This window comes from Limnohabitans sp. 103DPR2 (genome assembly GCF_001412575.1).
Taxonomy (GTDB): Bacteria; Pseudomonadota; Gammaproteobacteria; order Burkholderiales; family Burkholderiaceae_C; genus Limnohabitans_A.
Map to the genome: position 1 here is coordinate 2,059,269 of NZ_CP011834.1, position 25,731 is coordinate 2,084,999.

The 25,731-nt window shown below is 52.5% G+C and carries 26 protein-coding genes and 1 tRNA gene; 5 read left to right on the forward strand and 22 right to left on the reverse strand.

Going from position 1 to position 25,731, the window contains the following annotated elements:
- The first annotated feature begins 73 nt into the window (after positions 1-73).
- Entirely contained in the window at positions 74-1,870 is a 1,797-nt protein-coding gene (locus L103DPR2_RS09915; protein ID WP_055360947.1) for a gamma-glutamyltransferase family protein, read from the forward strand.
- On the opposite strand, the gene L103DPR2_RS09920 is transcribed toward L103DPR2_RS09915, so the two are convergent.
- Genes L103DPR2_RS09920 through L103DPR2_RS09960 form a run of 9 tightly spaced genes read right to left on the reverse strand, consistent with a single transcriptional unit; the run spans position 1,854 to position 8,659 of the window.
- A complete protein-coding gene (locus L103DPR2_RS09920) occupies positions 1,854-2,666 on the reverse strand; it encodes a phytanoyl-CoA dioxygenase family protein (protein WP_055360948.1) in 813 nt (270 codons plus the stop codon). The two genes, L103DPR2_RS09915 and L103DPR2_RS09920, sit on opposite strands and share 17 nt — an antisense overlap.
- An 11-nt stretch (positions 2,667-2,677) precedes the next feature.
- Positions 2,678-3,268 carry a Maf family protein gene (locus L103DPR2_RS09925; RefSeq protein WP_055360949.1) on the reverse strand — a complete coding sequence of 197 codons (591 nt, stop codon included), beginning with the start codon at positions 3,266-3,268 and terminating at the stop codon, positions 2,678-2,680.
- Positions 3,269-3,274: 6 nt separating this feature from the next.
- On the reverse strand, positions 3,275-3,742 hold the full coding sequence (gene rlmH, locus L103DPR2_RS09930; RefSeq protein ID WP_055360950.1) for a 23S rRNA (pseudouridine(1915)-N(3))-methyltransferase RlmH: 468 nt from the start codon (positions 3,740-3,742) through the stop codon (positions 3,275-3,277).
- Positions 3,743-3,747: 5 nt separating this feature from the next.
- A complete protein-coding gene (gene rsfS / locus L103DPR2_RS09935) occupies positions 3,748-4,431 on the reverse strand; it encodes a ribosome silencing factor (RefSeq protein ID WP_156339890.1) in 684 nt (227 codons plus the stop codon).
- The gene (gene nadD, locus L103DPR2_RS09940) at positions 4,428-5,030 is read right to left on the reverse strand and encodes a nicotinate-nucleotide adenylyltransferase (RefSeq protein WP_335337949.1); all 603 of its coding nucleotides are present in this window, start codon (positions 5,028-5,030) and stop codon (positions 4,428-4,430) included. Before nadD ends, rsfS begins: the two co-directional genes overlap by 4 nt.
- The gene (gene hemF / locus L103DPR2_RS09945) at positions 5,021-5,938 is read right to left on the reverse strand and encodes an oxygen-dependent coproporphyrinogen oxidase (RefSeq protein WP_055360951.1); all 918 of its coding nucleotides are present in this window, start codon (positions 5,936-5,938) and stop codon (positions 5,021-5,023) included. The genes nadD and hemF overlap by 10 nt, the downstream gene beginning before the upstream one ends.
- Before the next feature lie 33 nt (positions 5,939-5,971).
- Entirely contained in the window at positions 5,972-6,631 is a 660-nt protein-coding gene (locus L103DPR2_RS09950; RefSeq protein ID WP_197274867.1) for a 1-acyl-sn-glycerol-3-phosphate acyltransferase, read from the reverse strand.
- The gene (purD, locus tag L103DPR2_RS09955) at positions 6,628-7,923 is read right to left on the reverse strand and encodes a phosphoribosylamine--glycine ligase (protein WP_055360952.1); all 1,296 of its coding nucleotides are present in this window, start codon (positions 7,921-7,923) and stop codon (positions 6,628-6,630) included. Before purD ends, L103DPR2_RS09950 begins: the two co-directional genes overlap by 4 nt.
- A gap of 10 nt (positions 7,924-7,933) precedes the next feature.
- Entirely contained in the window at positions 7,934-8,659 is a 726-nt protein-coding gene (locus tag L103DPR2_RS09960) for a YebC/PmpR family DNA-binding transcriptional regulator (protein ID WP_055360953.1), read from the reverse strand.
- A 71-nt stretch (positions 8,660-8,730) separates the two neighbouring features.
- On the opposite strand from L103DPR2_RS09960, the gene L103DPR2_RS09965 reads away from it, so the two are divergent.
- Positions 8,731-10,269, forward strand: a complete 1,539-nt coding sequence (locus L103DPR2_RS09965) for a helicase HerA-like domain-containing protein (RefSeq protein WP_055361973.1) — start codon at positions 8,731-8,733, stop codon at positions 10,267-10,269.
- 86 nt (positions 10,270-10,355) lie between these two features.
- On the opposite strand, the gene clpA is transcribed toward L103DPR2_RS09965, so the two are convergent.
- Together clpA and clpS are read right to left on the reverse strand one after the other, a co-directional pair.
- Positions 10,356-12,695, reverse strand: coding sequence for an ATP-dependent Clp protease ATP-binding subunit ClpA (gene clpA / locus L103DPR2_RS09970; RefSeq protein ID WP_055360954.1), 2,340 nt, complete (start codon positions 12,693-12,695; stop codon positions 10,356-10,358).
- A 103-nt stretch (positions 12,696-12,798) separates the two neighbouring features.
- Positions 12,799-13,176 (reverse strand): ATP-dependent Clp protease adapter ClpS, encoded by a 378-nt coding sequence (clpS, locus tag L103DPR2_RS09975; protein ID WP_055360955.1) that lies wholly within the window; start codon positions 13,174-13,176, stop codon positions 12,799-12,801.
- 161 nt (positions 13,177-13,337) lie between these two features.
- Between clpS and L103DPR2_RS09980 the strand changes: the two genes are divergently transcribed.
- Positions 13,338-13,562 carry a cold-shock protein gene (locus L103DPR2_RS09980; protein ID WP_055360956.1) on the forward strand — a complete coding sequence of 75 codons (225 nt, stop codon included), beginning with the start codon at positions 13,338-13,340 and terminating at the stop codon, positions 13,560-13,562.
- Positions 13,563-13,612: 50 nt separating this feature from the next.
- Here L103DPR2_RS09980 and L103DPR2_RS09985 read toward each other — a convergent pair.
- The 10 genes from L103DPR2_RS09985 to aceA form a co-directional block, all read right to left on the reverse strand.
- Positions 13,613-13,689, reverse strand: a tRNA-Pro gene (locus L103DPR2_RS09985).
- Between the two features lie 31 nt (positions 13,690-13,720).
- Positions 13,721-14,197 carry a MerR family transcriptional regulator gene (locus L103DPR2_RS09990; protein WP_055360957.1) on the reverse strand — a complete coding sequence of 159 codons (477 nt, stop codon included), beginning with the start codon at positions 14,195-14,197 and terminating at the stop codon, positions 13,721-13,723.
- A gap of 113 nt (positions 14,198-14,310) precedes the next feature.
- Entirely contained in the window at positions 14,311-14,640 is a 330-nt protein-coding gene (locus tag L103DPR2_RS09995; protein ID WP_055360958.1) for an integration host factor subunit alpha, read from the reverse strand.
- Positions 14,641-14,659: 19 nt separating this feature from the next.
- Positions 14,660-17,074, reverse strand: a complete 2,415-nt coding sequence (gene pheT, locus L103DPR2_RS10000; protein ID WP_055360959.1) for a phenylalanine--tRNA ligase subunit beta — start codon at positions 17,072-17,074, stop codon at positions 14,660-14,662.
- Between the two features lie 10 nt (positions 17,075-17,084).
- Positions 17,085-18,122: a phenylalanine--tRNA ligase subunit alpha gene (pheS, locus tag L103DPR2_RS10005; RefSeq protein ID WP_055360960.1), complete on the reverse strand. Its 1,038-nt coding sequence runs from the start codon at positions 18,120-18,122 to the stop codon at positions 17,085-17,087.
- 91 nt (positions 18,123-18,213) lie between these two features.
- Complete coding sequence (gene rplT, locus L103DPR2_RS10010) at positions 18,214-18,576, reverse strand: 50S ribosomal protein L20 (RefSeq protein WP_055360961.1); 363 nt, start codon at positions 18,574-18,576, stop codon at positions 18,214-18,216.
- Positions 18,577-18,600: 24 nt separating this feature from the next.
- Positions 18,601-18,804 (reverse strand): 50S ribosomal protein L35, encoded by a 204-nt coding sequence (rpmI, locus tag L103DPR2_RS10015; RefSeq protein WP_055360962.1) that lies wholly within the window; start codon positions 18,802-18,804, stop codon positions 18,601-18,603.
- A 157-nt stretch (positions 18,805-18,961) separates the two neighbouring features.
- Positions 18,962-19,558: a translation initiation factor IF-3 gene (gene infC, locus L103DPR2_RS10020; RefSeq protein WP_082466785.1), complete on the reverse strand. Its 597-nt coding sequence runs from the start codon at positions 19,556-19,558 to the stop codon at positions 18,962-18,964.
- A gap of 83 nt (positions 19,559-19,641) precedes the next feature.
- Positions 19,642-21,561, reverse strand: coding sequence for a threonine--tRNA ligase (thrS, locus tag L103DPR2_RS10025; RefSeq protein ID WP_055360964.1), 1,920 nt, complete (start codon positions 21,559-21,561; stop codon positions 19,642-19,644).
- A gap of 116 nt (positions 21,562-21,677) precedes the next feature.
- The gene (gene aceA / locus L103DPR2_RS10030) at positions 21,678-22,997 is read right to left on the reverse strand and encodes an isocitrate lyase (RefSeq protein WP_055360965.1); all 1,320 of its coding nucleotides are present in this window, start codon (positions 22,995-22,997) and stop codon (positions 21,678-21,680) included.
- Here aceA and L103DPR2_RS14325 point away from each other — a divergent pair.
- Both L103DPR2_RS14325 and L103DPR2_RS10035 read left to right on the forward strand, forming a co-directional pair.
- Positions 22,996-23,232, forward strand: a complete 237-nt coding sequence (locus tag L103DPR2_RS14325; RefSeq protein WP_156339892.1) for a hypothetical protein — start codon at positions 22,996-22,998, stop codon at positions 23,230-23,232. The genes aceA and L103DPR2_RS14325 overlap by 2 nt on opposite strands.
- A gap of 221 nt (positions 23,233-23,453) precedes the next feature.
- Positions 23,454-23,888: an SWIB/MDM2 domain-containing protein gene (locus tag L103DPR2_RS10035; RefSeq protein ID WP_055360966.1), complete on the forward strand. Its 435-nt coding sequence runs from the start codon at positions 23,454-23,456 to the stop codon at positions 23,886-23,888.
- Positions 23,889-23,933: 45 nt separating this feature from the next.
- On the opposite strand, the gene L103DPR2_RS10040 is transcribed toward L103DPR2_RS10035, so the two are convergent.
- Entirely contained in the window at positions 23,934-25,688 is a 1,755-nt protein-coding gene (locus L103DPR2_RS10040; protein ID WP_055360967.1) for a thiamine pyrophosphate-binding protein, read from the reverse strand.
- Positions 25,689-25,731 lie beyond the last annotated feature (43 nt).

The following is a 25,731-nucleotide window of genomic DNA, read 5'->3' on the forward strand; positions in this document are numbered from 1 at the left end:
ATAGCCACAATCGCTAGGAACTCGCAAAATCATTGGGCTCATTTCAGCAGTAACCCCAAGCAGACTTCGCAGTATGAAACGTCTAGGCTTCCTCACCCCACTCCGTTTGATTTTGATCAAAGCAACTGCAGGCAAAACATGGCAAGCAGTCCTTCTTAAAGTCAGCCTGTGCTTTGGCTTGACTGTTTCAAGTCTGAGCCTCTTTGCGCAAGAGACCTACCTTGATCTCACCCAAAGCAAGGCCTCTATTGCCGCCACCACAGCCCATCCATTGGCAACAGAAGCTGCTCTGAAAATGTTGAAACAAGGCGGCAGTGCCACGGATGCAGCCATTGCAGCGCAACTGATGCTGGGCTTGGTAGAACCTCAATCGTCGGGACTAGGCGGTGGCAGCTTTTTCATGCACTGGCATGCAGAGAAAAAAAACCTGACCAGTTTCGATGGGTTGGCAGCGGCCCCTCAAAAAGTCACTGACTCACTGACCACCGATGTGGATGGCAGCAAACTACCCTACGCACAACTGTCTCGCGGCGGCAGAAGTGCTGGCGTTCCCGGCACCTTGCCCTTGTTGGCCAAAGTCCACGCTCAATACGGGAAGCTGCCTTGGGCCAGTTTGTTTGTGCCGGCCATTGAAGTGGCCACCAAGGGCTTTCCAATGCCCGCCTACATGCACCAAATTTTGGCAGCGCCTGGATCGGCAGAAGCGCATCCAGAACTTTTGAATTTGTATTTTGACGAGAAGCAAAAAGTCAAAGCCATTGGCACCCCCATCGTGAACGAGGCCTACGCACAAATTCTTCAAAAAATCGCCGCGCAAGGGCCCTCTGCAGTCTGGACGGGCGAACAAGGCGCCGCCTTCATGACAACTATTCAGAAAGGTTACAGGGCATCCCTGATCACTTTGGACGATTTGAAAAATTACAAAGTAGAAGAAAGACAAGCTTTGTGCAGCCCCTACCTTCGCTTTACTGTCTGCGTGATGGCACCGCCATCTTTTGGGGGTGTCGTGGTCCTGCAGATGCTTCAAATGCTCGAAGCCAAAACTGCCCAAGGTTTCAATTTCAACCAGCCAGAGTTTGCTCACTTCTACGCTGAAGCCGGCAAACTGGCGCAAAGTGATCGTCAACGCTACATCGCCGATCCAGGCTTTTTTCAAGTGCCTGCCACGGCTTTGATTGCCAACAACTATGCCCAGCAGCGTGCGCAGCTCATTCAAGAACGAACACTGCCCAACTACCCTGCTGGACAGCCCGTTGCGGCTTCGCAAGTCGTATTGAGCAACGTCACACCTGCAGCGCCCAGTTCTGATGCCACCAGTCAGTTGGCTGTTGTCGATGCTGCAGGCAATGCAGTCACCATGACCACCACCAACAACCTCAATTTTGGTTCGCGTCTGCTGACACAAGGTTACATCCTGAACAACGCCATGACCAACTTCGTCACCAATCCCAAACCAGGTGAAATTTCGCCCAACAAGATGGAAGCTGGCAAACGACCCGTCACGTCCATGGCGCCTGTGATGGTTTTTGACGACAAAGGCCAGTTGGTCACTCTGGGTGGCTCTGCCGGTGGCGGTCAAATTGTGGACTATGTCACGGCCAATTTGATTCGCATGCTGGCCTTGGACCAATCACCTGTGGAAGCGCTTTCACAAGGGCATGTGTCCACGGCCATCCCTCAAAGGGTGCAACTGGAAAAAGGCACGGCAGCGGCTCAGTTGGCCGAAGCATTGCAAGCCAAAGGACATCAGGTGGAAGTCGTTCCCATGAACAGCGGCATGGGGTTCCTCAAGCGTTCAGGCACTGGCTGGATCGGCGCGGCAGATCCTCGCCGCGATGGTGTGGCCTGGGGCTTTAACCCCACACCTTAGGAAACAAAGGATCGTTCATTTCGGCCCCCTCGGGCAATCGCTCTGCCAAACCTTCAAAAGGGGGTGAAGTGCGCCAATGGCGCACTGCATGGCGCGTGTCGTCACCCAGGTAACGAGCCGAAAAAACCCTGCGTCGCTCAGTTGGGCCCACGCCATTGGACGCATGCAAGGCCAGCATCTGGAATGCAACACAATCGCCGGGATCCAAAGACCAAGCCAACTGTGTGTAGTGATGCGGTTCAGCATCGATCGGTGGTAATTCAGCCAAGCTACCTTCAGGAAACCATTTGGCCTGCTGGTCACGGAATGTACGAGGCATGTACCAGGTTCCTAGGTGTGACTTGGCGACAAATCGCAAGGTGCTGGCCTCTGACACAGGATCCACAGGAATCCAAAAACTCACGTTCTGTCGGCCGCTGACGTTGTAATACGGTTGGTCTTGATGCCAGGGTGTGGGCTGCTTGGTGCCAGGCTCTTTGACCAACAAATGGTCGTGATAAACGCGCACGGTTTGCGACTGCATCAACTGGGCAGCGATGTGCGGCAAGGCTGAATCGCGCAGAATTTTTTCGTAAGCCGCATTGGATTGCCAAGTACAAAAGTCTTCAATGAATCGGCCTGGATCGTCTGCACGACTGGCCACTTGAGCTAAGGGGCTGAGGTGTGACAAGTTGTGCTCAATACCCTGTTCTAGCGTTTGAAGTTCCTCTGCATTCAAGACACCTCTTAAGACCACTGCACCCAATTGGGCATAGTCTTGAACAGTCTGAGAAGAGAGCATCAAAGTACGCGACATGGCCACCCCGCTTAAATTCGTTTGAGCAGTTCTGCAGTCTCAAACACAGGCAATCCCATGATGCCTGTGTACGAGCCCTTGATGACCGCAATGTGCTTGGCTGCCAAACCTTGTACACCATACGCGCCGGCCTTGCCCATGGGTTCGCCACTGGCCACATAGGCTTTCATTTCAGTCAGAGACATGTGTGCAAATGTGACACTGGAAATAGACACCGCAGACACCCTTTGGGTTCCCTTGCCAATCGCAACGGCGGTGAGTACGCGGTGGGTTTTGCCTGAAAGTTTTTTCAACATCCGCAGAGCATCTTGCGCGTTGTTTGGTTTGCCCAATATCTCCCGCCCCAAGGCAACGGTGGTGTCAGCGCAGATCACAGGTGCTTTTGCCAAGCTACGCGTTTTCAAACGGGTCATGGCAGCTTCAAGCTTGAGAAGCGTCACTCGCTGCACATACGTCAAAGGTGCTTCGCCAGGCAAGACCTGCTCCAAGGCTTCAGCATCCTCCTCAGGCGTTGGCAACAGCAATTCATAGTGCACGCCAATTTGCTCAAGCAACTGCCTGCGGCGTGGGCTTTGCGAGGCCAAATAGACAAAATTGTTCATGCCGTCTTACTCACGGTGATAAGGGTGATTGGCGTTCACTGACCATGCACGGTACAACTGCTCAATCAACAACACACGCGCCATTGCGTGGGGCAAGGTCAAATCGGACAAACGAATGCGCTCGTGGGCCGCGTCGCGAAACGCAGGCTCAAGACCATCGGGGCCGCCAATGATCAGCGCCACATCGTCACCGCTTAACTGCCAATCTTTCAGTCTTTGGGCCAAGGCCAAAGTCCGCAACGAGGTTCCTCGCTCGTCTAGCACCACAATGCGAGTGCCACGAGGGATGACAGCTTCAATGCGCTGGCGTTCAGCAGCCACCAAGGTTTCGTAGGTCTTAGAGCCGCGAGGCTCAGTTTTGACCGCTTTGAGCTCCACTTTGATTTCGGGTGGAAAGCGCTTGACGTAATCATCCCAAGCAGACTGAGCCCAATCAGGGACACGCTGCCCTACTGCCACAATCAGCAGCCTCATGGGCTTTAGGCCTTTGGCTTGGCCTTGCTTGCGGCTTTGGCGGCTGGTTTGCCGACAGATTTGCTTGCTGGCTTAGCACTTGTCTTTGCTGCAGGTTTGGCTGACTTTGTAGCTGGCTTGGCTGCCGATTTGCTGGGCGCTTTAGTTGGGACCTTAGTTGAGGCCTTGGTGGGCGCTTTTGGTGGCGCTTTGCGGGTAGGTTTAAGGGCTTCGGAGCCCATCGGACCCACAGGCACTGAATCGCGGCGTGTTGGCGTGCGACCGGCGCTGACGTTGGCCTTCTTTTTGGCAACAGGCTTGCGAACAGGTTCAGCAGGCTTGGGAGCGCCCAGTTTCAAACGCACTGGTTTGTCACCCCAAATTTCTTCGAGGTTGTAATAAGAACGAATGGTGGGCTGCATGATGTGAGCAACGGCGCTGCCGCAATCCACAATGATCCACTCGCCGTTGTCTTCACCTTCAATGCGCGGTTTGGGATAGCCAGCTTCGCGCACTTTATCGCGAACACTGGCTGCAAGGGCTTTGGTTTGGCGATTGGAGGTACCAGACGCAATGATGACGCGTTCAAACAAGGGTGACATGTGTTCTGTGTCAAAGACCACAATCTCTTGCGCTTTCACATCTTCCAACGCATCCACAATGGCGCGCTGGAGTTTTTGGGTGTCTTTTTTGGCAGAAGTGTCAGTCATCGTGCAGGCTGGTAAAGGTGATGGCGGTAAATATACAGCGCAACGGTCTTGGGAACCAGTGCGTCGATGGGTTGACCATGGGCCACCCGCGCTCGAACTTCCGTTGCACTGTGAGGCAAATGGGGTAATTTCAAGACTTGTGTGGGGATGTCATGGCTGGGAACGTCTGGGCCTAGCGGGCTAGGCATCTCACGTTCAGCAACGCAAATTATAGCCCGCCTCGAAATTTCTTCGATTTCACGCCATGTTCCCAAGGCTTTGCCCTGATCTTCCCCGATAAATAAGAAAAATTCTGCACCGGGGTATTGCAAAGCCAAGCTTCTAAGTGTGTCGACGGTGTAGCTGGGACCTTGACGCGCCAATTCCATGTCATTGATGGTGACACCCGGCAAATGGCCAAACGCCAATTTCGCCATCTCGGCACGGTGCGACCCACTGCTTAAATCGCGCGCCTTGTGCCATGCATCACCGGTTGGAATGATGAGCAGTGCGTCTAACTGAAATTGCGCCAAGGCAGCCTCTGCCATGGCCACATGGGCAACATGGGGCGGGTCAAACGCCCCACCCAGAATGCCAATGCGTTGAGGCCTCAAACCCAATCCCTTGGCTTCAAGAAGTGAGCGGTCAATTGGGCCTCGTCAGAATCCGGGGCATCGACCCGGTTGTATGACCAACTGACCAAAGCAGGCATAGACAACAAAATTGATTCCGTTCGTCCGCCTGATTGCAAACCAAAATGTGTGCCACGGTCCCACACCAAATTGAACTCAACATACCGACCGCGCCGATACAACTGGAAGGCTCTTTCTCGCTCACCATAGGGCGTATCTTTGCGACGCATCACAAGGGGCATGTAGGCTTTAAGCAACCCGTTGCCCACGTCTTGCATCATCGCAAAGCCTTTTTCGAAACCGAGTTCGGAAAAATCATCGTAAAAAATGCCACCGACACCGCGAGCTTCATTGCGATGCTTCAAGAAGAAATAGTCATCGCACCACTTTTTAAAGCGCGGATGTAAATCAGCCCCATAGGGGGCAACAGCGTCTTTACAAACCTGATGAAAATGCACGGCATCTTCTTCAAAACCATAATAAGGCGTGAGGTCCATCCCACCGCCAAACCACGCAACGGGCTCTTTCCCTTCTGGTTTGGCCACAATCATGCGGACGTTCATGTGCACGGTGGGCACATAAGGATTGCGGGGGTGAAAAACCAAGGAAACGCCCATGGCTTCAAAAGGTGCACCCGACAGCTCTGGGCGATGTTGTGTGGCGGATGGTGGCAACTTGGGGCCACTCACATGAGAAAAACCACAACCGGCGCGTTCAAACACCGGGCCACCCTCTAGGATTTGAGTGATGCCATCACCTTGAAGCATTTCCCCTTCAGGCTTGCGCCAGGGGTCCACCACAAAGTCTGTGCCGTCCACATCGTGCAAGGCCCGCGTGATGTTGGCTTGCAACTGAATCAAGTAGTCTCGAACAGTTTGAGCTTGATGCAGGTCCATGGAGTGACTTTCTCTGAATGCCTGGGGCATCTTTTACTTTTTAACTTCTTTGGTTGGCAATGGCCGAATGGGCGCCGCTTGGTCAATGTGAAAGCCTTCAACACCTTCGTACATTTTTTGAAGGCATGCGTAATCCACCTCGACATTGCCTGTGAGTTTGATAAAGCCTTCAAACTTCAACACTTTGTTACCGTAATCAAAGCGCACAACAGCCAACGGCAAATTCGTGGCAACGGCCAATTGATAAAAGCCACTTCGCCAACCCTCTGTTTTCTTTCGAGTACCTTCTGGCGAAAGACCTAACCACAAGAATTTTCCAGCGCGTTGGTGCTCCGCAAACACTTCTGTCATGGCACCCACAACGCCTCGTGAGGAGGATCTGTCAATGGGCAAACCGCCAATCCACTTTAACCAGCGACCAAACAAAGGGTATTTGAACAATGAGTCTTTGCCCCAAAAATGAACAGGCAAGCCTATGGTCCATTTGCACAACATCGCCGTGAGGAAATCCCAATTGCTGGTGTGCGGATAGACGATGGCAATACCTTGCAAACCAGGCAAACCTTGAAAATCAACCTTCCAACCAATCAGTTTTAACAACCATGCGGCCCAAGCATGTCCCTTGAACTGAATGGGATAAGGGCCTGAAATGACTTCAGGTTGAGGCAAATTTTGAGAATTTAAATCGCTCACGATTTGATTGCCCTGTAGCCAATGTCCTTCCGGTACTGTTGTCCGTCGAAGTGAATACCTTTGGCCACCTCATAGGCTTTTTGCTGGGCTTGCTTGACCGAATCGGCCAGTACAGTGACGCACAAAACACGGCCACCTGAAGTGACAGTTTGACCGTTGACTGCTGCCGTGCCTGCATGGAACACCATCGCGTCGGGCTCGTCTTTGGGCAGTCCCGTGATTACATCCCCTTTGCGCGGGTTCATGGGGTAACCTGCAGCGGCCATCACCACACCTAAAGCGGGTCGGCGATCCCACTCCAACTCAAGGGTGTCGAGCTTACCGCTCGTTGCCGCCAACATCACCTCGACCAAATCGGTTTTCAAACGCATCATGATCGGTTGTGTTTCTGGATCTCCCATGCGGCAGTTGAATTCCAAAGTTTTGGGCATGCCTTGCGCATCGATCATCAAGCCTGCGTACAAGAAACCTGTGTAGGGAATGCCATCTTTTTCCATGCCCTTGATGGAGGGCATGATGACTTCACGCATGGCGCGCGCATGGACTTGTGCAGTCACGACGGGCGCTGGCGAGTATGCGCCCATACCGCCGGTGTTGGGACCTTCATCATGGTCTAGTAACCGTTTGTGATCTTGGCTGGTGGCCAAGGCCACCACGTTTTGGCCATCACACAACACGATGAAGCTGGCCTCTTCCCCTTGCAAGAATTCTTCAATGACAACGCGTGGCACTGCTGCACCGTCGGCGCCGGCGTTGTGAACCACGCCCAATTGGTTGTCAAGCAGCATGAAGTCAATGGCTTCGTGCGCCTCAGCAGCCGTCATGGCTACCACCACGCCCTTGCCTGCTGCCAAACCGTCAGCCTTCACCACAATGGGGGCACCCATTTTGTCGATGTAGGCATGGGCTTGAACGGGGTCGGTGAAGGTTTCGTAGACGGCCGTTGGGATGCCATGGCGATGCATGAAGGCTTTGGAAAAAGCCTTGGAACTTTCCAACTGTGCAGCGGCCTGAGTTGGGCCAAAAATGCGCATGCCATGCGCACGAAATTCATCGACGACACCTGCTGCCAATGGCGCCTCGGGGCCAACCACCGTCAGTTCAATTTTTTCTTGTTGCGCCCATACACGCAAAGCTTTTACATCAGTGATGGGAACATCGACCAAATTAGGGTCACGGGCTGTGCCGCCATTTCCAGGGGCCACATAAACTTTTTGAATGCGCTCAGATTGCGACAACTTCCAGGCCAGGGCATGTTCTCGTCCGCCACCGCCAATTACCAATACTTTCATCGATCAAGCCTTATTCAGAAATGGTTGCGTTGTGGAAAACGTTTTGCACATCGTCCAAATCTTCCAAGATGTCCAAGAGTTTTTGCATTTTGACGGCATCGTCGCCCACCATGTCAATGGTATTCTCGGCGCGCATCGTGACCTCGGCCATTTCGGCCGTGAAGCCTGCACCTTCCAATGCATTTTTAACCGCTTCAAAATCTGCAGGGGACGTTAGCACTTCAATGGCGCCCTCCTCGTCCGTGATCACATCTTCGGCACCCGCCTCCAAAGCAACTTCCATCACTTTGTCTTCAGAAGTGCCCGGTGCAAAAATCAATTGACCACAATGCTTGAATTGAAAGGCCACAGAGCCTTCCGTGCCCATGTTGCCACCATGCTTGCTAAAAGCATGGCGCACCTCGGCAACTGTGCGTACACGGTTGTCGGTCATGGTGTCCACAATGATGGCCGCGCCACCTATGCCGTAGCCTTCATAACGAATTTCTTCGTAAGTCACGCCTTCTAGATTGCCCGTGGCTTTGTCGATGTTTCGCTTCACGGTATCGGCGGGCATATTGGCCGCCTTGGCTTTTTCAATGGCCAAGCGCAAACGGGGGTTGGCGCTAGGGTCGCCGCCGCCCGTTCTGGCTGCCACCATGATTTCTCGAACCACTCGGGTCCAAATGCGCTGGCGTTTCTCGTCTTGTCTGCCCTTGCGGTGCTGAATATTTGCCCATTTACTGTGGCCAGCCATCTCAAATTCCTTGATGTTGATTTAATCTACTGGGTGAGATTTTACTTTTCTAGATGGGGGGACCCTTTTTCATGCCAAATCAGCTCTTGATTGCCCGCAATAAAACCACAGATTGCCACCTTCTGATGGGCATGGCCAACCGCCATGGCCTGATTACAGGGGCCACAGGCACCGGCAAAACGGTGAGTTTGCAGACTCTGGCTGAAAACTTCTCCAATCAGGGCGTGCCGGTCTTCATGGCCGATGTCAAAGGCGATCTGGTCGGTATCAGTCAAACGGGCCACCTCAGCGACAAGATCAAGGGGATTCTGAAAGAACGCCAGCTGGACGAACCCAGCCCCCAAAGCTGCCCAACCACCCTGTGGGATGTTTTTGGCAAACAAGGCCACCCCGTTCGCGCCACAGTCTCAGACATGGGCCCTTTGCTATTAGGCCGCATGTTGAACCTCAACGACACACAAGCCGGTGTGCTCAATTTGGTCTTCAAAATTGCCGATGACCAGGGTCTTTTGCTGCTTGACCTCAAGGATCTGCGCGCCATGCTGCAACACGTGGGGGAAAACGCCAGTCAGTTCACCACCGAGTACGGCAACGTCAGCGCCGCCAGCGTGGGCGCCATTCAACGGGGTTTGCTAGAAATTGAAAGCCAAGGCGCCGACAAGTTCTTTGGCGAGCCCATGCTCAACATCCAAGACTTTTTGCAAACCGACGCCAAAGGCAAAGGCGTCATCAATTTGCTGTGTGCCAGTGAATTGATGAATGCACCTCGCCTCTATGGCACCTTCTTACTGTGGTTACTGTCCGAATTGTTTGAGCAATTGCCCGAAATTGGTGATCCTGAAAAACCCAAGCTGGTGTTCTTCTTTGACGAAGCCCACTTGTTGTTCAACGAAGCGCCCAAGGTGCTCATCGAACGCATGGAGTTGTTGGTACGCCTGATTCGGTCCAAAGGTGTAGGCGTTTATTTCGTCACACAAAACCCCTTGGATGTGCCAGAAACGGTTTTGGGACAACTGGGCAATCGGGTTCAGCACGCCCTTCGCGCTTTCACACCGCGCGATCAAAAAGCCGTCAAAGCCAGCGCCCAAACCATGCGAGCCAATCCCAATTTGGACATCGAAAAAGCCATCACCGAATTAGGTGTCGGTGAAGCCTTGGTCAGTTTCCTCGATGAAAAAGGCCGCCCCGGCATCACAGAACAAGCTTTTGTGATGATGCCTGGCAGCCAACTGGGCCCCATTACCCCAGAACAACGCAAGGCACTGCTCGAGAACTCTTTGGTGGCGGGTGTCTATGAAAATACCATCGACCGTGAGTCTGCCTACGAAGTGCTCAAAGGCGCGCACGCATCGTCCAATTCAGAATCAAAAGCACAAACTCCGACCAATGCCGGAACCAGCGCAAGCTCGACCGATGCAGAGAGTGGCAGCAACGCCCTGTTAAACGGCCTTGGCGAGGTTTTATTCGGTCGCACAGGTCCTAGGGGCGCTAAACACGATGGCTTGGCGCAGGCCATGGTCAAGTCTGCGGTTCGAACTATCGGGTCTAGCGTGGGGCGTGAAATTGTGCGTGGTGTGTTGGGCGGCATCTTGGGCGGCCGCAAACGCTGAGCCCTGCCAGTTGCGCAGCATCAGTCCCTCATTCAAATGGGGGACGAAAAAAAAGCCGGAGATCATCCGGCTTTTTTGTGAAGGCTTTAGCTGGCCGTGACCTCTTCAGGCTCGTGCGGCTCAGATTTGGAATTGCGCCCTTCTTTCTTAGGCAAAGGCGTAATGTCCAAAAGCACTTCGTCCTTGTCGTCCAAGTCAACACTCAAACGACCGCCGTCGATCAATCGACCAAACAGCAACTCATCGGCCAAGGCCTTGCGAATGGTGTCTTGAATCAAACGCTGCATAGGACGAGCGCCCATGAGCGGGTCGAAACCTTTTTTGGCCAAGAACTTGCGCAACTTGTCGCTGAACGTGACATCCACCTTCTTCTCTGACAACTGTGTTTCGAGTTGCAGCAAGAACTTGTCGACCACGCGCATAATGATTTGCTCGTCCAAAGCCTTGAAGCTGACCATGGCGTCCAAACGGTTGCGGAACTCAGGGGTGAACAAGCGCTTGATGTCGCCCATTTCATCACCAGCTTGACGCGGGTTGGTAAAGCCAATGGTGGCTTTGTTCATGGTCTCGGCACCCGCATTCGTGGTCATGATGATGATCACGTTGCGGAAGTCGGCTTTGCGGCCGTTGTTGTCTGTCAAAGTGCCGTGGTCCATCACTTGCAACAAGACATTGAAAATGTCGGGGTGCGCTTTTTCAATTTCGTCGAGCAGCAACACGCAATGCGGTTTCTTGGTGACGGCTTCTGTCAGCAAACCACCTTGGTCAAAGCCCACATAGCCTGGAGGCGCACCAATCAGGCGACTCACCGCATGGCGCTCCATGTACTCCGACATGTCAAAGCGAATGAGGTCAATGCCCATGATGTAGGCCAATTGTTTGGCCGCTTCTGTTTTGCCGACGCCTGTGGGGCCGCTGAACAAGAAGGCGCCAATGGGCTTGTCTGTTTTGCCCAAACCGGAGCGCGCCATTTTGACGGCCGATGACAACACTTCCAAGGCTTTGTCTTGACCAAACACCACGCTCTTCAAATCGCGCTCAATGGTTTGCAGCTTGCTGCGGTCGTCATTCGAAACATTGGCGGGCGGAATGCGCGCAATCTTCGCCACGATGTCTTCGATCTCGGCTTTGCCAATGGTTTTCTTGCGCTTGGAAGGCGGCAAGATACGCTGCGCAGCGCCGGCTTCGTCAATCACGTCAATGGCTTTGTCGGGCAACTGACGGTCGTTGATGAACTTGGCAGACAACTCGGCAGCAGCTTGCAGCGCTGCGTTGGCGTATTTCACGCTGTGGTGCTCTTCGAAACGAGACTTCAAGCCCTTCAAAATGTCCACAGTTTCGGGCACCGTAGGCTCGACCACGTCAACCTTTTGGAAGCGGCGTGACAAAGCTGCGTCTTTTTCGAAGATACCGCGGTATTCCGTGAAGGTGGTGGCGCCGATGCATTTCAACTGACCGCTAGACAATGCGGGCTTGAGCAAGTTCGACGCATCCAACGTACCGCCGGAAGCAGCACCGGCACCAATCAAAGTGTGAATTTCATCGATGAACAACACAGCGTGTGGCTTGTCCTTCAAGGCTTTCAAAACACCTTTAAGACGTTGCTCAAAGTCACCACGGTATTTGGTACCTGCCAACAGTGCGCCCATGTCGAGCGAATAGACCACCGCTTCGTTCAAAATTTCGGGCACGCTGCCTTGCGTAATACGCCATGCCAAACCTTCAGCAATGGCGGTCTTGCCAACGCCAGCTTCGCCAACCAACAAAGGATTGTTTTTGCGGCGACGGCACAAAATTTGAATGGTGCGCTCAACTTCGTATTCACGACCGATGAGCGGATCAATCTTGCCTTCTTTGGCCATCTGATTCAGGTTCTGAGTGAACTGCTCCAGTGGTGAGGCTTTTTCATTGCGCTCGCCACCGCCTGCACCCTCTTCGCTCTCGGGTGCGGGTGCAGCGTCACTGCCTTTGCTAGCTTCTGGCGGATCACTCTTGCGAATGCCGTGTGCAATGAAATTCACCACATCCAAACGCGTAATGCCTTGCTGGTGCAAATAGTAAACAGCGTGAGAATCTTTTTCGCCAAAGATGGCCACCAGCACGTTTGCGCCGGTCACTTCTTTTTTGCCACTGCCCGTCGATTGAACATGCATGATGGCGCGTTGAATGACACGCTGAAAACCTAGCGTGGGTTGTGTGTCCACTTCTTCAGTGCCTGCGACTTGCGGCGTGTTGTCTTTGATGAACGACGACAGCGATTGACGCAAATCGTCGACTTGCGCTGAACACGCACGCAACACTTCTGCTGCGCTGGGGTTGTCTAGCAATGCCAACAACAAATGCTCCACGGTAATGAACTCGTGACGCTGCTGTCGCGCCTCAACGAAGGCCATGTGCAAACTGACTTCCAATTCTTGGGCAATCATGTGATTTCCTTAAATGCCTTGCGGAGGTGAAAAATATTAAGTTGGGTAGTTTTGTTGAATTTCAACTGCTTTATGCCACATTCTGGATCAAAGTTTGCAACACTCATGCGACAGGTTCACTGACACATTGCAAAGGATGACCTGCCTGGTTTGCGGCATCTAAGACTTGGTCCACTTTGGTGGCTGCGACGTCGCGGGTGAAAACACCACAAACGCCTTTGCCGTCCAAATGAATTTTCAACATGATTTGGGTGGCCGCTTCACGGTCTTTGTTGAAAAACTCCTGAAGCACCAAAACCACAAACTCCATGGGCGTGTAATCGTCGTTCAACATCACCACTTGGTACATCTGGGGCGGACCGACTTTGGCTGTGCGTCTTTCTAAAACCACAGAATCGGCATTTGCTGGTGTACGAGTGAGGTCGCCCTCTGACCCTGGGCTTTTCGGCTGAAATGGTTGTTTTGGTTTCTCTGTTGCCATGTTTTCATTCTATCGATGCCTGAGGCGCTTCTGCGAACACTTTGCGGAAAGTCCTTATGCCGCACTGCAACATTCGGCATCAGTCGGGTAAACCTTGAATTGACAAGCGCAAAAAGCCTGATTTAAATGTTCCATACAGCTTTAAAATGATGGAGACAAGCATGCCCAGTGGAACAGTCAAATGGTTCAATGACGCGAAGGGATTTGGATTCATTCAGCCAGATGGGGGCGGGCCCGATGCATTTGCGCATTTCTCAGCCATTGCCATGGAGGGCTTCAAAAGCCTCAAAGAAGGCGCCCGAGTGAGCTTTGAGCTGACCGAGGGCCCCAAAGGCCCCATGGCCATCAACATTCAATCAGAAGGTAGAGCAACACCCGCAGAGTAGACAGAAAAAAGCCCCTGAGAGTTCATCTCAAGGGCTTTGGTCTTTTTGAATGGTCGGCGTGGCGGGATTCGAACTCGCGACCCCTTGCACCCCATGCAAGTGCGCTACCAGGCTGCGCTACACGCCGACAAGCTTTAAATTATAGCCCGAGAATTTGGTCAAATTGAGAGCAAATCTCGAATATCCATCAATTCGCGTCGCAAGCTAGGCAAGCTGCTGGTGGCTTGAAGTGCGCCCGCTCTTTGTGCACTCTCTACGGCCAATTTGGGAAGCGCACTTTCTTCCTCTGACATCTCATCATCAAGGTCAAGATCTTCAGGAAAATCGATGTCCGCATCGGCAGCAGCAAGCTGCTCCTTGCGATAGCCTTTTTGAGACTGCGCAAGCTCCTGCATTTTGTTGCGAGCCCCACTGATGGTGAAGCCCTGCTCGTACAACAAATCACGAATGCGGCGAATCATGAGCACCTCGTGGTGCTGGTAATAGCGGCGATTACCGCGTCGCTTCACAGGACGAAGCTGTGTGAACTCCTGCTCCCAATAACGGAGCACATGCGGCTTGACGCCACAGAGCTCGCCTACTTCACCAATGGTGAAGTAGCGCTTGGCGGGAATAGATGGGAGGGAGTTCTCCATTGAAATCACAAACTTGCTAGGGGAACTTACTAGCTTACTCTAAGCCGAGGCACTCCGTAAAGGCCTCAGTTGAATATTTTGTTAGATCTCTGATCGCTGATTGTCAGCAAGTGTTAAGCCTTGCCAGATTCGTCACCTTGGATCACATCTTTGAGCTTGTGACTGGCGTGAAAGGTGGCAACGCGCCGCGCCTCAATGGGAATCAGTTCACCCGTACGGGGATTGCGGCCTGGACGTGGTGCTTTTTCACGGATTTGGAAATTACCAAATCCGGAAATTTTGACATCCGTTCCTTGAACCAACTGCGTTGCAATCAAATCAAAGAAAGAGTCCACCATGTCTTTGGACTCGCGCTTGTTCAATCCAATTTGTTCAAACAACAAATCGGCCAGATGCGCTTTGGTCAGCGCAGGTGTTTCGAGACTTTCAACAGAAAAATCCATAGGTACTTTCTGCTTTCAATTAAGAGCGCAAGCGCGCTGACAACTTGGTCGCCAAATGGTCTAACACGGCTTTGACTGTGGCTTCAATCTGAACGTCGGTCAATGTTGCTTCGTCACTGTACAAAGTCAAGCGGACTGCCAAGCTTTTCTCAATGCCTTGTGTGGCCTGTGGGCGGAACACATCAAACAACACGGCATTTTTCAACAGACCTTCTGTAGGCGCCGCATGAATGGCCGACATGAGCTCGCCGTGCGTCACTTTTTCAGCCACGATGACGGCAATGTCACGCTCTACAGCCTGGAATCGCGCAACGCCTTGTGCCACAGGCACTTCGCGCTGTAGCACCGCATCCAAGTCCAACTCAAACATGATGGGGGCTTGTTGCAAGTCCCAAGTCTGGCGCCAGCGAGGATGCAACTCGCCCACATGGCCAATGACTTGGCCGTTGAGCAAAACTTGCGCACAGCGACCAGGGTGCATGGCAGGATGTTCAGCCGTTTCAAACACTGGCTTGGCCGGTGACAGCAAAGCCTCCACCTCACCTTTGACATCAAAGAAATCAACATTGCGAACTTTGCCACCCCAAGAGGTGGTGCTGACCGGGCCATAAGCCACCCCGGAAACGCGCATGGGCTGATTCAAGCCTTCGACGGTGCTATCGCTGTCTTTGACCGAGGCATCACGCAAAAACACACGGCCCAGTTCAAAGACACGGACACGATCCGCTTTGCGATCGGTATTGAATTTCACCACTTGCAGCAAAGAGCCCAGCAAACTGGTTCGCATCACACTCATTTGACTGGCAATGGGATTGAGCAACTTGATCGGGTTGGCGTTGCCTGCCAACTCATGCTCCCAGCGTTCTTCAACAAAACTGAAGTTGATGGTTTCTTGGTAGCCCAATGCCGCCATGCTGCGGCGAACAGCAAAGGGACCCCGCACATTTTCTTTGCGAATCTTGGCCGTAATAGGTGCCAATGGCGGCGTGGTCGGCAACTGGGTATAACCGACCATGCGCGCAACCTCTTCAATGAGGTCTTCTTCAATTTCCAAATCGAAGCGCCAACTGGGTGGGTTGACCGTGACCAAGCCTTCCGCCTCGCTCACTTCAAAACCTAAACCGCGTAGTGCATCGGCACACTGCTTTTGTGTCAACGCCATGCCAATCACCTTGACTGCACGTGCCACGCGCAAGGTCACAGGTTTGCGCACAGGCATGTTCAGTTTTTGGTCGTCCACAGGGCCGACTTGGGTGGCTGGCGTGCCGCAAATGTCAATCACCAACTGCGTAATGCGCTCAATGTGCTCAACTGTGCCTTCTGGGTCGACTCCTCGTTCAAATCGGTGGCCGGCATCGGTCGAGAAGTTGTAGCGACGTGAGCGACCTGCAATGGCTTTAGGCCACCAGTAAGCAGCTTCGATGTAAATGTTTTGAGTGTCGTCAGAAACGGCGGTGGCATCGCCGCCCATAATGCCCGCCAAAGACTCCACTTGTGAGTCATCGGCAATCACACCCACTTTGTCGTCCACGGTCACTGTGTTGCCGTTGAGCAGCTTGAGTGATTCTTCTGCACGGCCCCATCGAACTTGCAGGCCCCCATGAATTTTGTCGAGGTCAAAAATGTGTGAAGGACGGCCAAACTCAAACATCACGTAGTTTGAAATGTCGACCAACGGGCTGACACTGCGTTGGCCACAACGTGCCAAGCGTTCCACCATCCAGGCGGGTGTTTGGGCTTTGGGATTCACGCCTTTCACCACGCGGCCACTGAAGCGGCCGCACAAGTCGGTGGCTTCAACCTTGACGGCCAATTTGTCTTGCACTTGGGCTGTCAAAGCATTGAACACCGGCGCCTGCAAAGGCGTACCAGTGAGCGCCGAGACTTCACGTGCAATGCCGTACACACTCAAGCAGTGCGCCAAGTTAGGCGTCAGCTTCAATGTGAACAAGGTATCGTCCAACTTCAAATAGGTTCGAATGCTTTGGCCTAAGGGCGCATCTGCTGGCAACTCAAGCAAGCCGCCATGGTCATCCGCAATTTTCAACTCTTTGGCGGAGCACAACATGCCCTGGCTTTCAACGCCGCGCAGCTTGCCCACTTTGATCAGGAAAGGCTTGCCATCTTCGCCAGGCGGCAACTCTGCACCGACCATGGCGCAGGGAATGCGAATACCAATGCGTGCGTTGGGCGCACCGCAAACAATGTTGAGCAATGTCGGTTGCCCCACATCCACTTGGCACACGCGCAAGCGGTCTGCATTGGGGTGCTGCTCTGCACTTTTGATTTCACCAATCACCACATTCGAAAATGGCGGCGCCACTGGTTGAAGTTCTTCAACCTCCAAGCCCGCCATGGTGAGCGTTTCAGCGAGTTGTTCTGTATTGAGGGGTGGGTTGCAAAACTCACGCAGCCAGGATTCAGGAAATTGCATGGTCTTTTAATTATTGAAATTGACTCAAGAAGCGAACGTCGCCGTCGAAGAACAAGCGCAAATCATTCACGCCATATCGGAGCATGGTGAGACGGTCGGGGCCCATGCCGAAGGCAAAGCCAATGAATTTTTCGGGGTCGAGGCCCATGTTGCGAACCACGTTGGGGTGCACTTGACCGGAGCCCGCCACTTCCAACCAACGGCCCGCCAATGGGCCTGTTTGAAATTGAATGTCAATTTCGGCGCTGGGTTCTGTGAAGGGGAAAAAGCTGGGACGGAAGCGCAACACCAAGTCGTCGCTTTCAAAAAACGTACGGCAAAAATCGGTGAACACCACTTTCAAATCTTTGAAGCTGACGTTCTCGCCAATCCACAAACCTTCGCACTGATGAAACATGGGTGAGTGCGTGGCATCGCTGTCGACGCGGTAGGTGCGGCCAGGTGCAATGACACGAATTTCGGGCATGCCCTGCCCTGCATCCAATTGCGCTTTGTAACGCTTGACGTGTTGGACTGCATGGCGAATTTGCATGGGGCTGGTGTGGGTACGCAGCAAATGACCGCCTTCGACATAGAAGGTGTCGTGCATCGAGCGTGCGGGATGATCTTCGGGTGTGTTGAGGGCCGTGAAGTTGAACCAGTCGGTTTCAATTTCGGGGCCTTGTGCCACTTCAAAACCCATGGAGCCAAAAATTTGCTCGATGCGCTCTAAGGTAAGTGACACAGGGTGCAGACCGCCTTGCGTCAGGGGGCGACCTGGCAAGGTGACATCAAAAGCTTCCGCTTTCAGTTGAACAGCCAACTCGGCATCGGCCAAAGCTTGGCGGCGCGCCGTGAGCGCTGCTTCAATGCCCTGCTTGGCAACGTTCACCGCTGCGCCGAATGTTTTTTTCTCTTCAACGCTCAAAGCAGCCATGCCCTTCATCATTTCAGTGATGCGGCCTGACTTGCCCAAGTACAGGGCTTTGGCATTCTCAAGATCGGCGGGGGTTTGGGCCTGCGCAAAACTGGCGCGAGCCGCTTCAACCAAACTGTCCAACTCGGTCATGGTGGAAACTTTAAAAGGAACTTAAATTCAAAATGAAAAAAGGATTGAAGCCTTCGCAAGCCTCAACCCCTTTGATTGACTGCGTGAGTACTTAAGCTGCGGCCAACTTGGCCTTGACTTGGTTCACGATGCCAGCAAAAGCGGCCTTGTCGTGCACGGCGATGTCCGCCAACACTTTACGGTCGATTTCAATGGCAGCCTTTTTCAGGCCATTTGCGAATTGGCTGTATGTCAGACCGCATTCACGGGCCGCTGCGTTGATACGCGCGATCCACAACTGACGGAACACACGTTTCTTGGCACGACGGTCACGGTATGCATACTGACCGGCCTTCATCACCGCTTGTTTAGCGATACGGAAGACATTACCGCGGCGACCGCGGAAACCTTTGGCCAGGGCCAATACTTTTTTGTGACGGGCTCGTGCCGTAACACCACGTTTTACGCGAGGCATATTTTCTCCTTGTTCGTCAGTGAATTACAGGCCAGCCGATGGCAGCATTTGTGCCATGTGACCCATGTTGGTCTCATGCACACCTACTGGGCCACGGAGGTGACGTTTGTTCTTGGTTGTCTTCTTCGTCAAGATGTGACGCTTGAAGGCTTGACCGCGTTTAACGGTACCACCAGGACGAACACGGAAGCGCTTTTTGGCGCTGCTTTTGGTCTTCATTTTGGGCATTTGACTGCTCCTTATTTTGTGCTCGTGAGGCGTCTGCAAACTCCTTGCAGCCTTGTTGGCCCCGAGCCACTTTTAATCAGCACTTCACCGAAGTGTTTTGCTGTTTGAGGTTGGTGACAACCTCATTTGTAAGAGCTCCCGAAGGAACTCTTCAAACTCACTCTGAAGCTGCCGGAGCACCTTCGTTGGCTGTTTTACCAGCCGGTTTTTTGCGACCTGGTGCAATCATCATGATCATTTGGCGGCCTTCCAACTTTGGAAACTGCTCAACCACAATCAGATCACCCAAGTCATCGCGAATACGCTGCAACAGTGCCATGCCCAACTCTTGGTGGGTAATTTCGCGACCGCGAAAACGCAAGGTCACTTTGCACTTGTCACCATCTGCCAAAAAGCGGCGGATGTTGCGCATCTTGATGTTGTAGTCACCGTCATCGGTACCGGGTCGGAATTTAATTTCCTTGATCTCAATGACCGTCTGCTTGGCTTTGGCTTCGGCAGCACGCTTTTGTTCTTGGTATTTGAACTTGCCGTAGTCCATCAATCGGCAAACCGGTGGTGTTGCGGTGGCTGCAATTTCAACCAAGTCAACATCCAACTCTCCCGCCATGCGCAAAGCATCTGCTAAAGAAACAATGCCCAAGGGCTCGTTCTCGGGTCCGGACAAACGGACTTCAGGGAAAGTGATTTCACGGTTCAGGCGATGCTTACGCTCTTCGCGCTGACGGCGGTCACGAAATTCGGTGGTAGCGATGGTTCAAATCCTTTTAATAAAAACTGCACAAGGCAGCCCAAACCGACGAGCAAGCGTCAAGCTAAAGCAATCGGAAAATACCTTCAAACTTTAGATTCAATGTCTGATTGGACGAGTTCAATGAACGCATCAACAGACATGACACCGAGGTCTTTGTTACCTCGGGCGCGTACTGCGACAGTACCCGCAGCCTTTTCTTTGTCGCCAGCGACAAGGATGTAAGGCGGCTTCTGCAATGAATGCTCGCGTATTTTATACGTGATTTTCTCGTTCCGGAGGTCTAAATCGACCCTAAGGCCTTGATTTCCCGCCAGTTTTTGCATTTTTTGGGCAATTTCACGACAGTAATCGGCCTGGGAATCGGTAATGTTGCACACCACCACCTGGATTGGGGCCAGCCAAACAGGCAAGGCACCAGCGTGCTGCTCGATCAAAATACCGATGAATCGCTCCATGCTGCCCACGATGGCGCGGTGCAACATGACGGGACGATGGCGGTTGCCGTCCTCTCCAACGTACTCGGCATCGAGTCGTTCAGCCATAGAGAAGTCAACCTGAATGGTGCCGCACTGCCATTGACGGCCAATAGCGTCTTTCAGGGTGTATTCGATTTTGGGGCCATAGAAGGCGCCATCGCCAGGGGCAATTTCAAAGTCACAGTTGGAGGCACGCAAACTCTCCATCAGGGCATGCTCGGCTTTGTCCCAAATTTCATCGGAGCCAATGCGCTGTGCAGGACGCGTCGCAACTTTGTAAATGATGTCGGTAAAGCCGAAATCTTTGTAGACCTTTTGCAAGAGCGTTGTGAAGTTAACGCTTTCAGCCAAGATTTGATCTTCGGTACAGAAAATGTGGCCATCGTCTTGTGTAAAGCCGCGCACGCGCATGATGCCGTGCAAGCCGCCAGTAGGTTCATTGCGGTGGCATTGACCAAATTCGCCGTAGCGCAAAGGCAAATCGCGGTAGCTCTTCATGCCTTGCTTGAAAATCAAGATGTGGCCAGGACAGTTCATAGGCTTCAAAGCGTAGTCACGCTTTTCAGACTCTGTGGTGAACATGTTGTCGCGGTACTTGTCCCAGTGGCCCGTTTTTTCCCACAAGGACTTGTCAATGATTTGCGGACCTTTGACTTCCTGGTAACCGTTGTCTTGGTAGACCGCACGCATGTACTGCTCAACCTTCTGCCAAACAGACCAACCTTTAGGATGCCAAAAAACCAAGCCGGGTGCATGCTCATCAATATGGAATAAATCGAGCTCGCGACCTAATTTACGGTGATCACGTTTTTCTGCCTCTTCCAATTGGGTAAGGTAGTTTTGCAAATCTTCTTTGCTGGTCCATGCCGTGCCGTAAATGCGTTGCAGCATTTCGTTTTTGCTGTCGCCACGCCAGTACGCACCTGCCACCTTCATTAGCTTGAAATGCTTGAGCTTGCCAGTGCTGGGGACGTGGGGGCCGCGACACAAGTCTTCGAACGCGCCCTCTTTGTACAAGCTCACATCTTCATTGGAGGGAATGCTGCCAATGATTTCGGCCTTGTAGTGCTCACCCATGCCTTTGAAATACGCAACAGCCTCATCACGAGGTAGCACACGACGAACCACAGGCTCGTCTTTGTTGGCCAAATCGGACATGCGCTTTTCAATGGCGGCCAAGTCGTCCAAGTCGAACGGACGGCTGTAGGAAAAGTCGTAGTAAAAACCGTTTTCAATCACGGGGCCAATGGTGACTTGCGCATCAGGATACAAATCCTTCACGGCATAAGCCAACAAGTGCGCCGTTGAATGTCGAACCACTTCCAAGCCATCTGCATCTTTGCCCGTGATGATGGCCAGTTGCGCATTGGCCGCTATGGTGAAACTCGTGTCCACCACTTTGCCATCAACTTTGCCTGCCAAAGCCGCTTTGGCCAAGCCAGCGCCAATGGAGGCTGCAACCTCTGCCACGGTGACGGGACCGGGAAACTCACGCAATGAACCGTCTGGAAGTGTGATCTGAACCATGTTCGAACTGAAAAAAGGAAAGGCGCCCTTTTGGCGCCAGAAATGAAAAACGCGGCATTTGCCGCGTTTTCAAACGCTCAGGCCAGATTTTACGCTGTGCCCGAGGTCTTTTTCGATCAGTGGAACTGTTCTTCTTCGGTTGAACCGGTCAAAGCTGTGACGCTAGAGCGGCCACCTTGGATTACAGTGGTCACCTCGTCGAAGTAACCGGTGCCCACTTCTTGTTGGTGCGACACGAAGGAATAGCCACGATCGCGCGCTGCGAACTCAGGTTCTTGCACCTTCTCAACATAGGCAGACATGCCGCGCTGAACGTAGGCTTGTGCCAAGTCAAACATGTTGTACCACATGGAGTGAATGCCAGCCAAAGTGATGAACTGGTATTTGTAACCCATGGCGCCGAGTTCTTTCTGGAATTTGGCGATGGTCGCATCGTCCAAGTTTTTCTTCCAGTTGAAAGAAGGTGAGCAGTTGTAGGCCAACAATTTACCGGGGTGTTTCTTGTGAACAGCTTCAGCAAACTTGCGGGCAAATTCCAAATCGGGGGTACCGGTTTCACACCACACCAAGTCGGCGTATTCCGCATAGGCCACTGCGCGGCTAATGGCTTGCTCCATGCCTTTCTTGGTTTTGTAGAAACCTTCCGCTGTGCGTTCACCTGTCAGGAAAGGCTTGTCGTTTTCATCGTAGTCGCTGGTGAGCAAGTCAGCAGCTTCTGCATCGGTACGTGCAATCACCAAAGTGGGTACGCCGCAAACGTCAGCTGCCATGCGGGCTGCGATCAATTTCTGGCAAGCCTCAGTGGTTGGCACCAAAACTTTGCCACCCATGTGACCGCACTTTTTCACAGAAGCCAATTGATCTTCAAAGTGAACGCCACCCGCACCTGCCGCAATCATGGCTTTCATCAATTCGAAGGCATTTAACACGCCACCAAAACCGGCTTCAGCATCGGCAACAATGGGCGCGAAGTAATCTGTGTACTCTTTGTCGCCAGGGTTGGTGCCTTTAGACCATTGAATTTCATCAGCACGGCGGAAGCTGTTGTTGATGCGCTCCACAACCTTTGGCACAGAGTCCACTGGATACAAAGATTGATCGGGGTACATTGATGCATAAGAGTTATTGTCAGCTGCAACTTGCCAGCCAGACAAATAGATGGCTTTGATGCCAGCTTTCACTTGCTGCATGGCTTGACCACCCGTCAATGCGCCCAAGCAATTGATGTAGTCTTCTGTGTGAAGCAGATCCCACAGTTTTTCAGCACCACGGCGAGCCAATGTGTGCTCAATGGGGAAAGAACCGCGCAAACGCACGACATCGGCAGCTGAGTAGCCGCGTTTGACGCCCTTCCAACGGGGGTTGGTGGCCCAATCTTTTTCCAAAGCGGCAATTTGTTGTTCACGGCTGAGTTGTTCAACGAGATTTTGTGGCATGACGTTTTCCTTAAGTGTGGTTGAAGTTGAGGCCAATTCATTCCCAGAAATCTTTGGCACTGGGGAAAATTCTAAGTCTTATAGAAGACCAAAAAAACATCTTATGTCTTATATAAGACAATTATTTTTATGTTTAAATTCAATGCGTTATGCAATTAATTTCTCATTGCAAAATATCATCTCTCATATTGAGAAAAATTATTGCGGTGCAACACTACTATATTTTGTATTGTGAAATTAAATTTCCAAACTGCAAATGCCGCTTTTTCTCAAATCACCACATCAATGGCTCATCCAAGTCAAACAATGATTTTTTTGCAAGAGGGATATCTGCAACATCACGCTTAAAAAAACTTAATTGCCCCTTGGAAACACGCACTTTCTCCAGTAGCATCCGCTCAGCCGGATAAATAAGTTTCCGGCTGCGAACCAACTTCCGACTTAAGGAATTTCAAAATGGCAACTGCAAAAAAATCTCCGGCAAAAAAAGCTGCTCCTGCAAAGAAGGCAGCACCCGCCAAAAAACCCGTAGCGAAAAAAGCGGCACCTGCAAAAAAAGCAGCACCCGCTAAAAAAGCTGCTCCTGCAAAGAAAGCTGCACCAGCTAAAAAGCCTGCAGCCAAAAAAGCCCCCGCAAAAAAGCGCACACCTAATGCCGCTTTCATGAAGGCTTTGACACCTAGCGCCGCTTTGGCTGCTGTGGTGGGTGCATCCCCACTGCCACGTACTGAAGTCGTGAGCAAGCTGTGGGTTTACATCAAGAAAAACAACCTGCAAGACAAAGTCAACAAGCGCAACATCAACGCTGATGACAAACTCAAAGCAGTCTTTGGCAAAGCCCAAGTCAGCATGTTCGAGATGGCCGGCCTGATCGGCAAGCACTTGAAGTAATTCAATGCTTCTCGAATGAAAAAAGCCGGGGCATCCCGGCTTTTTTTATGACTTCGATTTCAAAGCATTTTGTGTGATGGCCGAGAGCGTGCCTCGGGTGGTAATGACTTCCGGGTCCAACATGATTTCAATCAAGGTACCCTGCTCACGTTGAAGCGCCTCGATCAGTGCAAGCTCAAACTCTTCCGTCTTGGAAATTCGAATGCCTTCATACCCATATGCTTTGGCCAAATTGGCAAAGTGCGGATTGTTCAAGTTGGAGCCCATGTTGTGGGTCGGAAAATCGCGCTCTTGATGCATGCGAATGGTGCCGTACATGCCATTGTTCAATAGCACCACAATCGATTTGGCGCCATGCTGACAGGCTGTTGCCAACTCTTGGCCATTCATTAAAAAATCACCGTCACCTGCAATGGTGAATGCCACTCGCTTGGACACGATAGAAGCGGCGATACCTGCAGGCACGCCGTACCCCATGGCACCCACCGTTGGCGCCAATTGCGTCTTCAAGCCTTTGCTCAAGCCGTGGTGCTGGTAATAACGGTGGACCCAACTTGCAAAATTACCTGCACCATTGGTCAGCACGGCATCTGCCGGTAAATGCCGCTGCAATGCAGCAACCACCTCGGGCATGTTCACCAAGCCCTGGGCCGAGTCGTGTGGCAGGCCGGCTAAAGACTGTGGCTGAATATTGGCCCGGTAATCCGCATTGGCCTGTGCCGTCCAGTCCGACCAAGGCACTGACGGCGGCGCGGTCAACACTTCAAGGCTTCGTGCGGCGGCATTCATGGTGGCACAGATGGCCAAATCTGCCGAATACACACGGTGAAGCTCTTCAGCACTTGCGTGAATGTGCACGAGCTTTTGCTTGGGTTTCGGAACTTCCAAAAGTGTGTAGCCACTGGTGGTCATTTCTCCCAATCGGGGGCCAATGGCCAAAATCAAATCGCTGTCTTTGATGCGCTGCGACAGTTTGGGATTGATGCCAATCCCGACATCACCCGCATACAAAGGATGGAAGTTGTCAAAGGTGTCTTGAAATCGGAAGGCATTGCCAACGGGCAATTGCCAATTTTCCGCGAACCTTTGCAGCGCTTGTGCGGCTTGCGGGGTCCAACCGCCGCCGCCGGCAATCACAAATGGCCGTTTGGCCGCCAACAACATTTCTCGCAGTTGACGCAAACTACCGGGATCACTCCAAGCCTCCACGGGTTCTAGCTTTGGCAAGGGTTGGGCCGTCACCTCGTGGGTCAACATGTCTTCAGGTAAAACCAGAACCACGGGACCGGGTCGGCCGTTCATAGCGGTGGCAAATGCGCGTGCCACGTATTCAGGTATACGCTTGGCATCGTCGATGCGCTCGACGCGTTTGGCCATGCCCTTGGTGCTGGGTCCAAAAAAAGAACAGAAATCGACTTCTTGGAAGGCTTCGCGGTCACGTGTATCGGTGGCCACATCGCCCACAAACAAAACCATGGGCGTAGAGTCTTGAAACGCCGTATGAACGCCAATGGAGGCATTGGTGGCACCGGGGCCTCGGGTCACGAAACAAACGCCAGGACGGCCCGTTAAACGACCTTGGGCATCCGCCATGAAGGCCGCGCCACCCTCTTGCCGGCAAGTCACAAACTGAATCTGATCTTTGTATTTGTGAAAACCGTCCAAGACGGCCAAGTAACTTTCACCAGGGACACCAAAGGCGTGGGAAATGCCTTGCGCCACCAAACACTCCACCAGGAGGTGACCTCCCATTTGAGTCTTGGAGCCAGTTTCAGCTTGTTTGTCGTTTAGATTGCTCATACAGCCTCTTGTGATCAAGGCCGCATGATACTTTCAAAGCGAA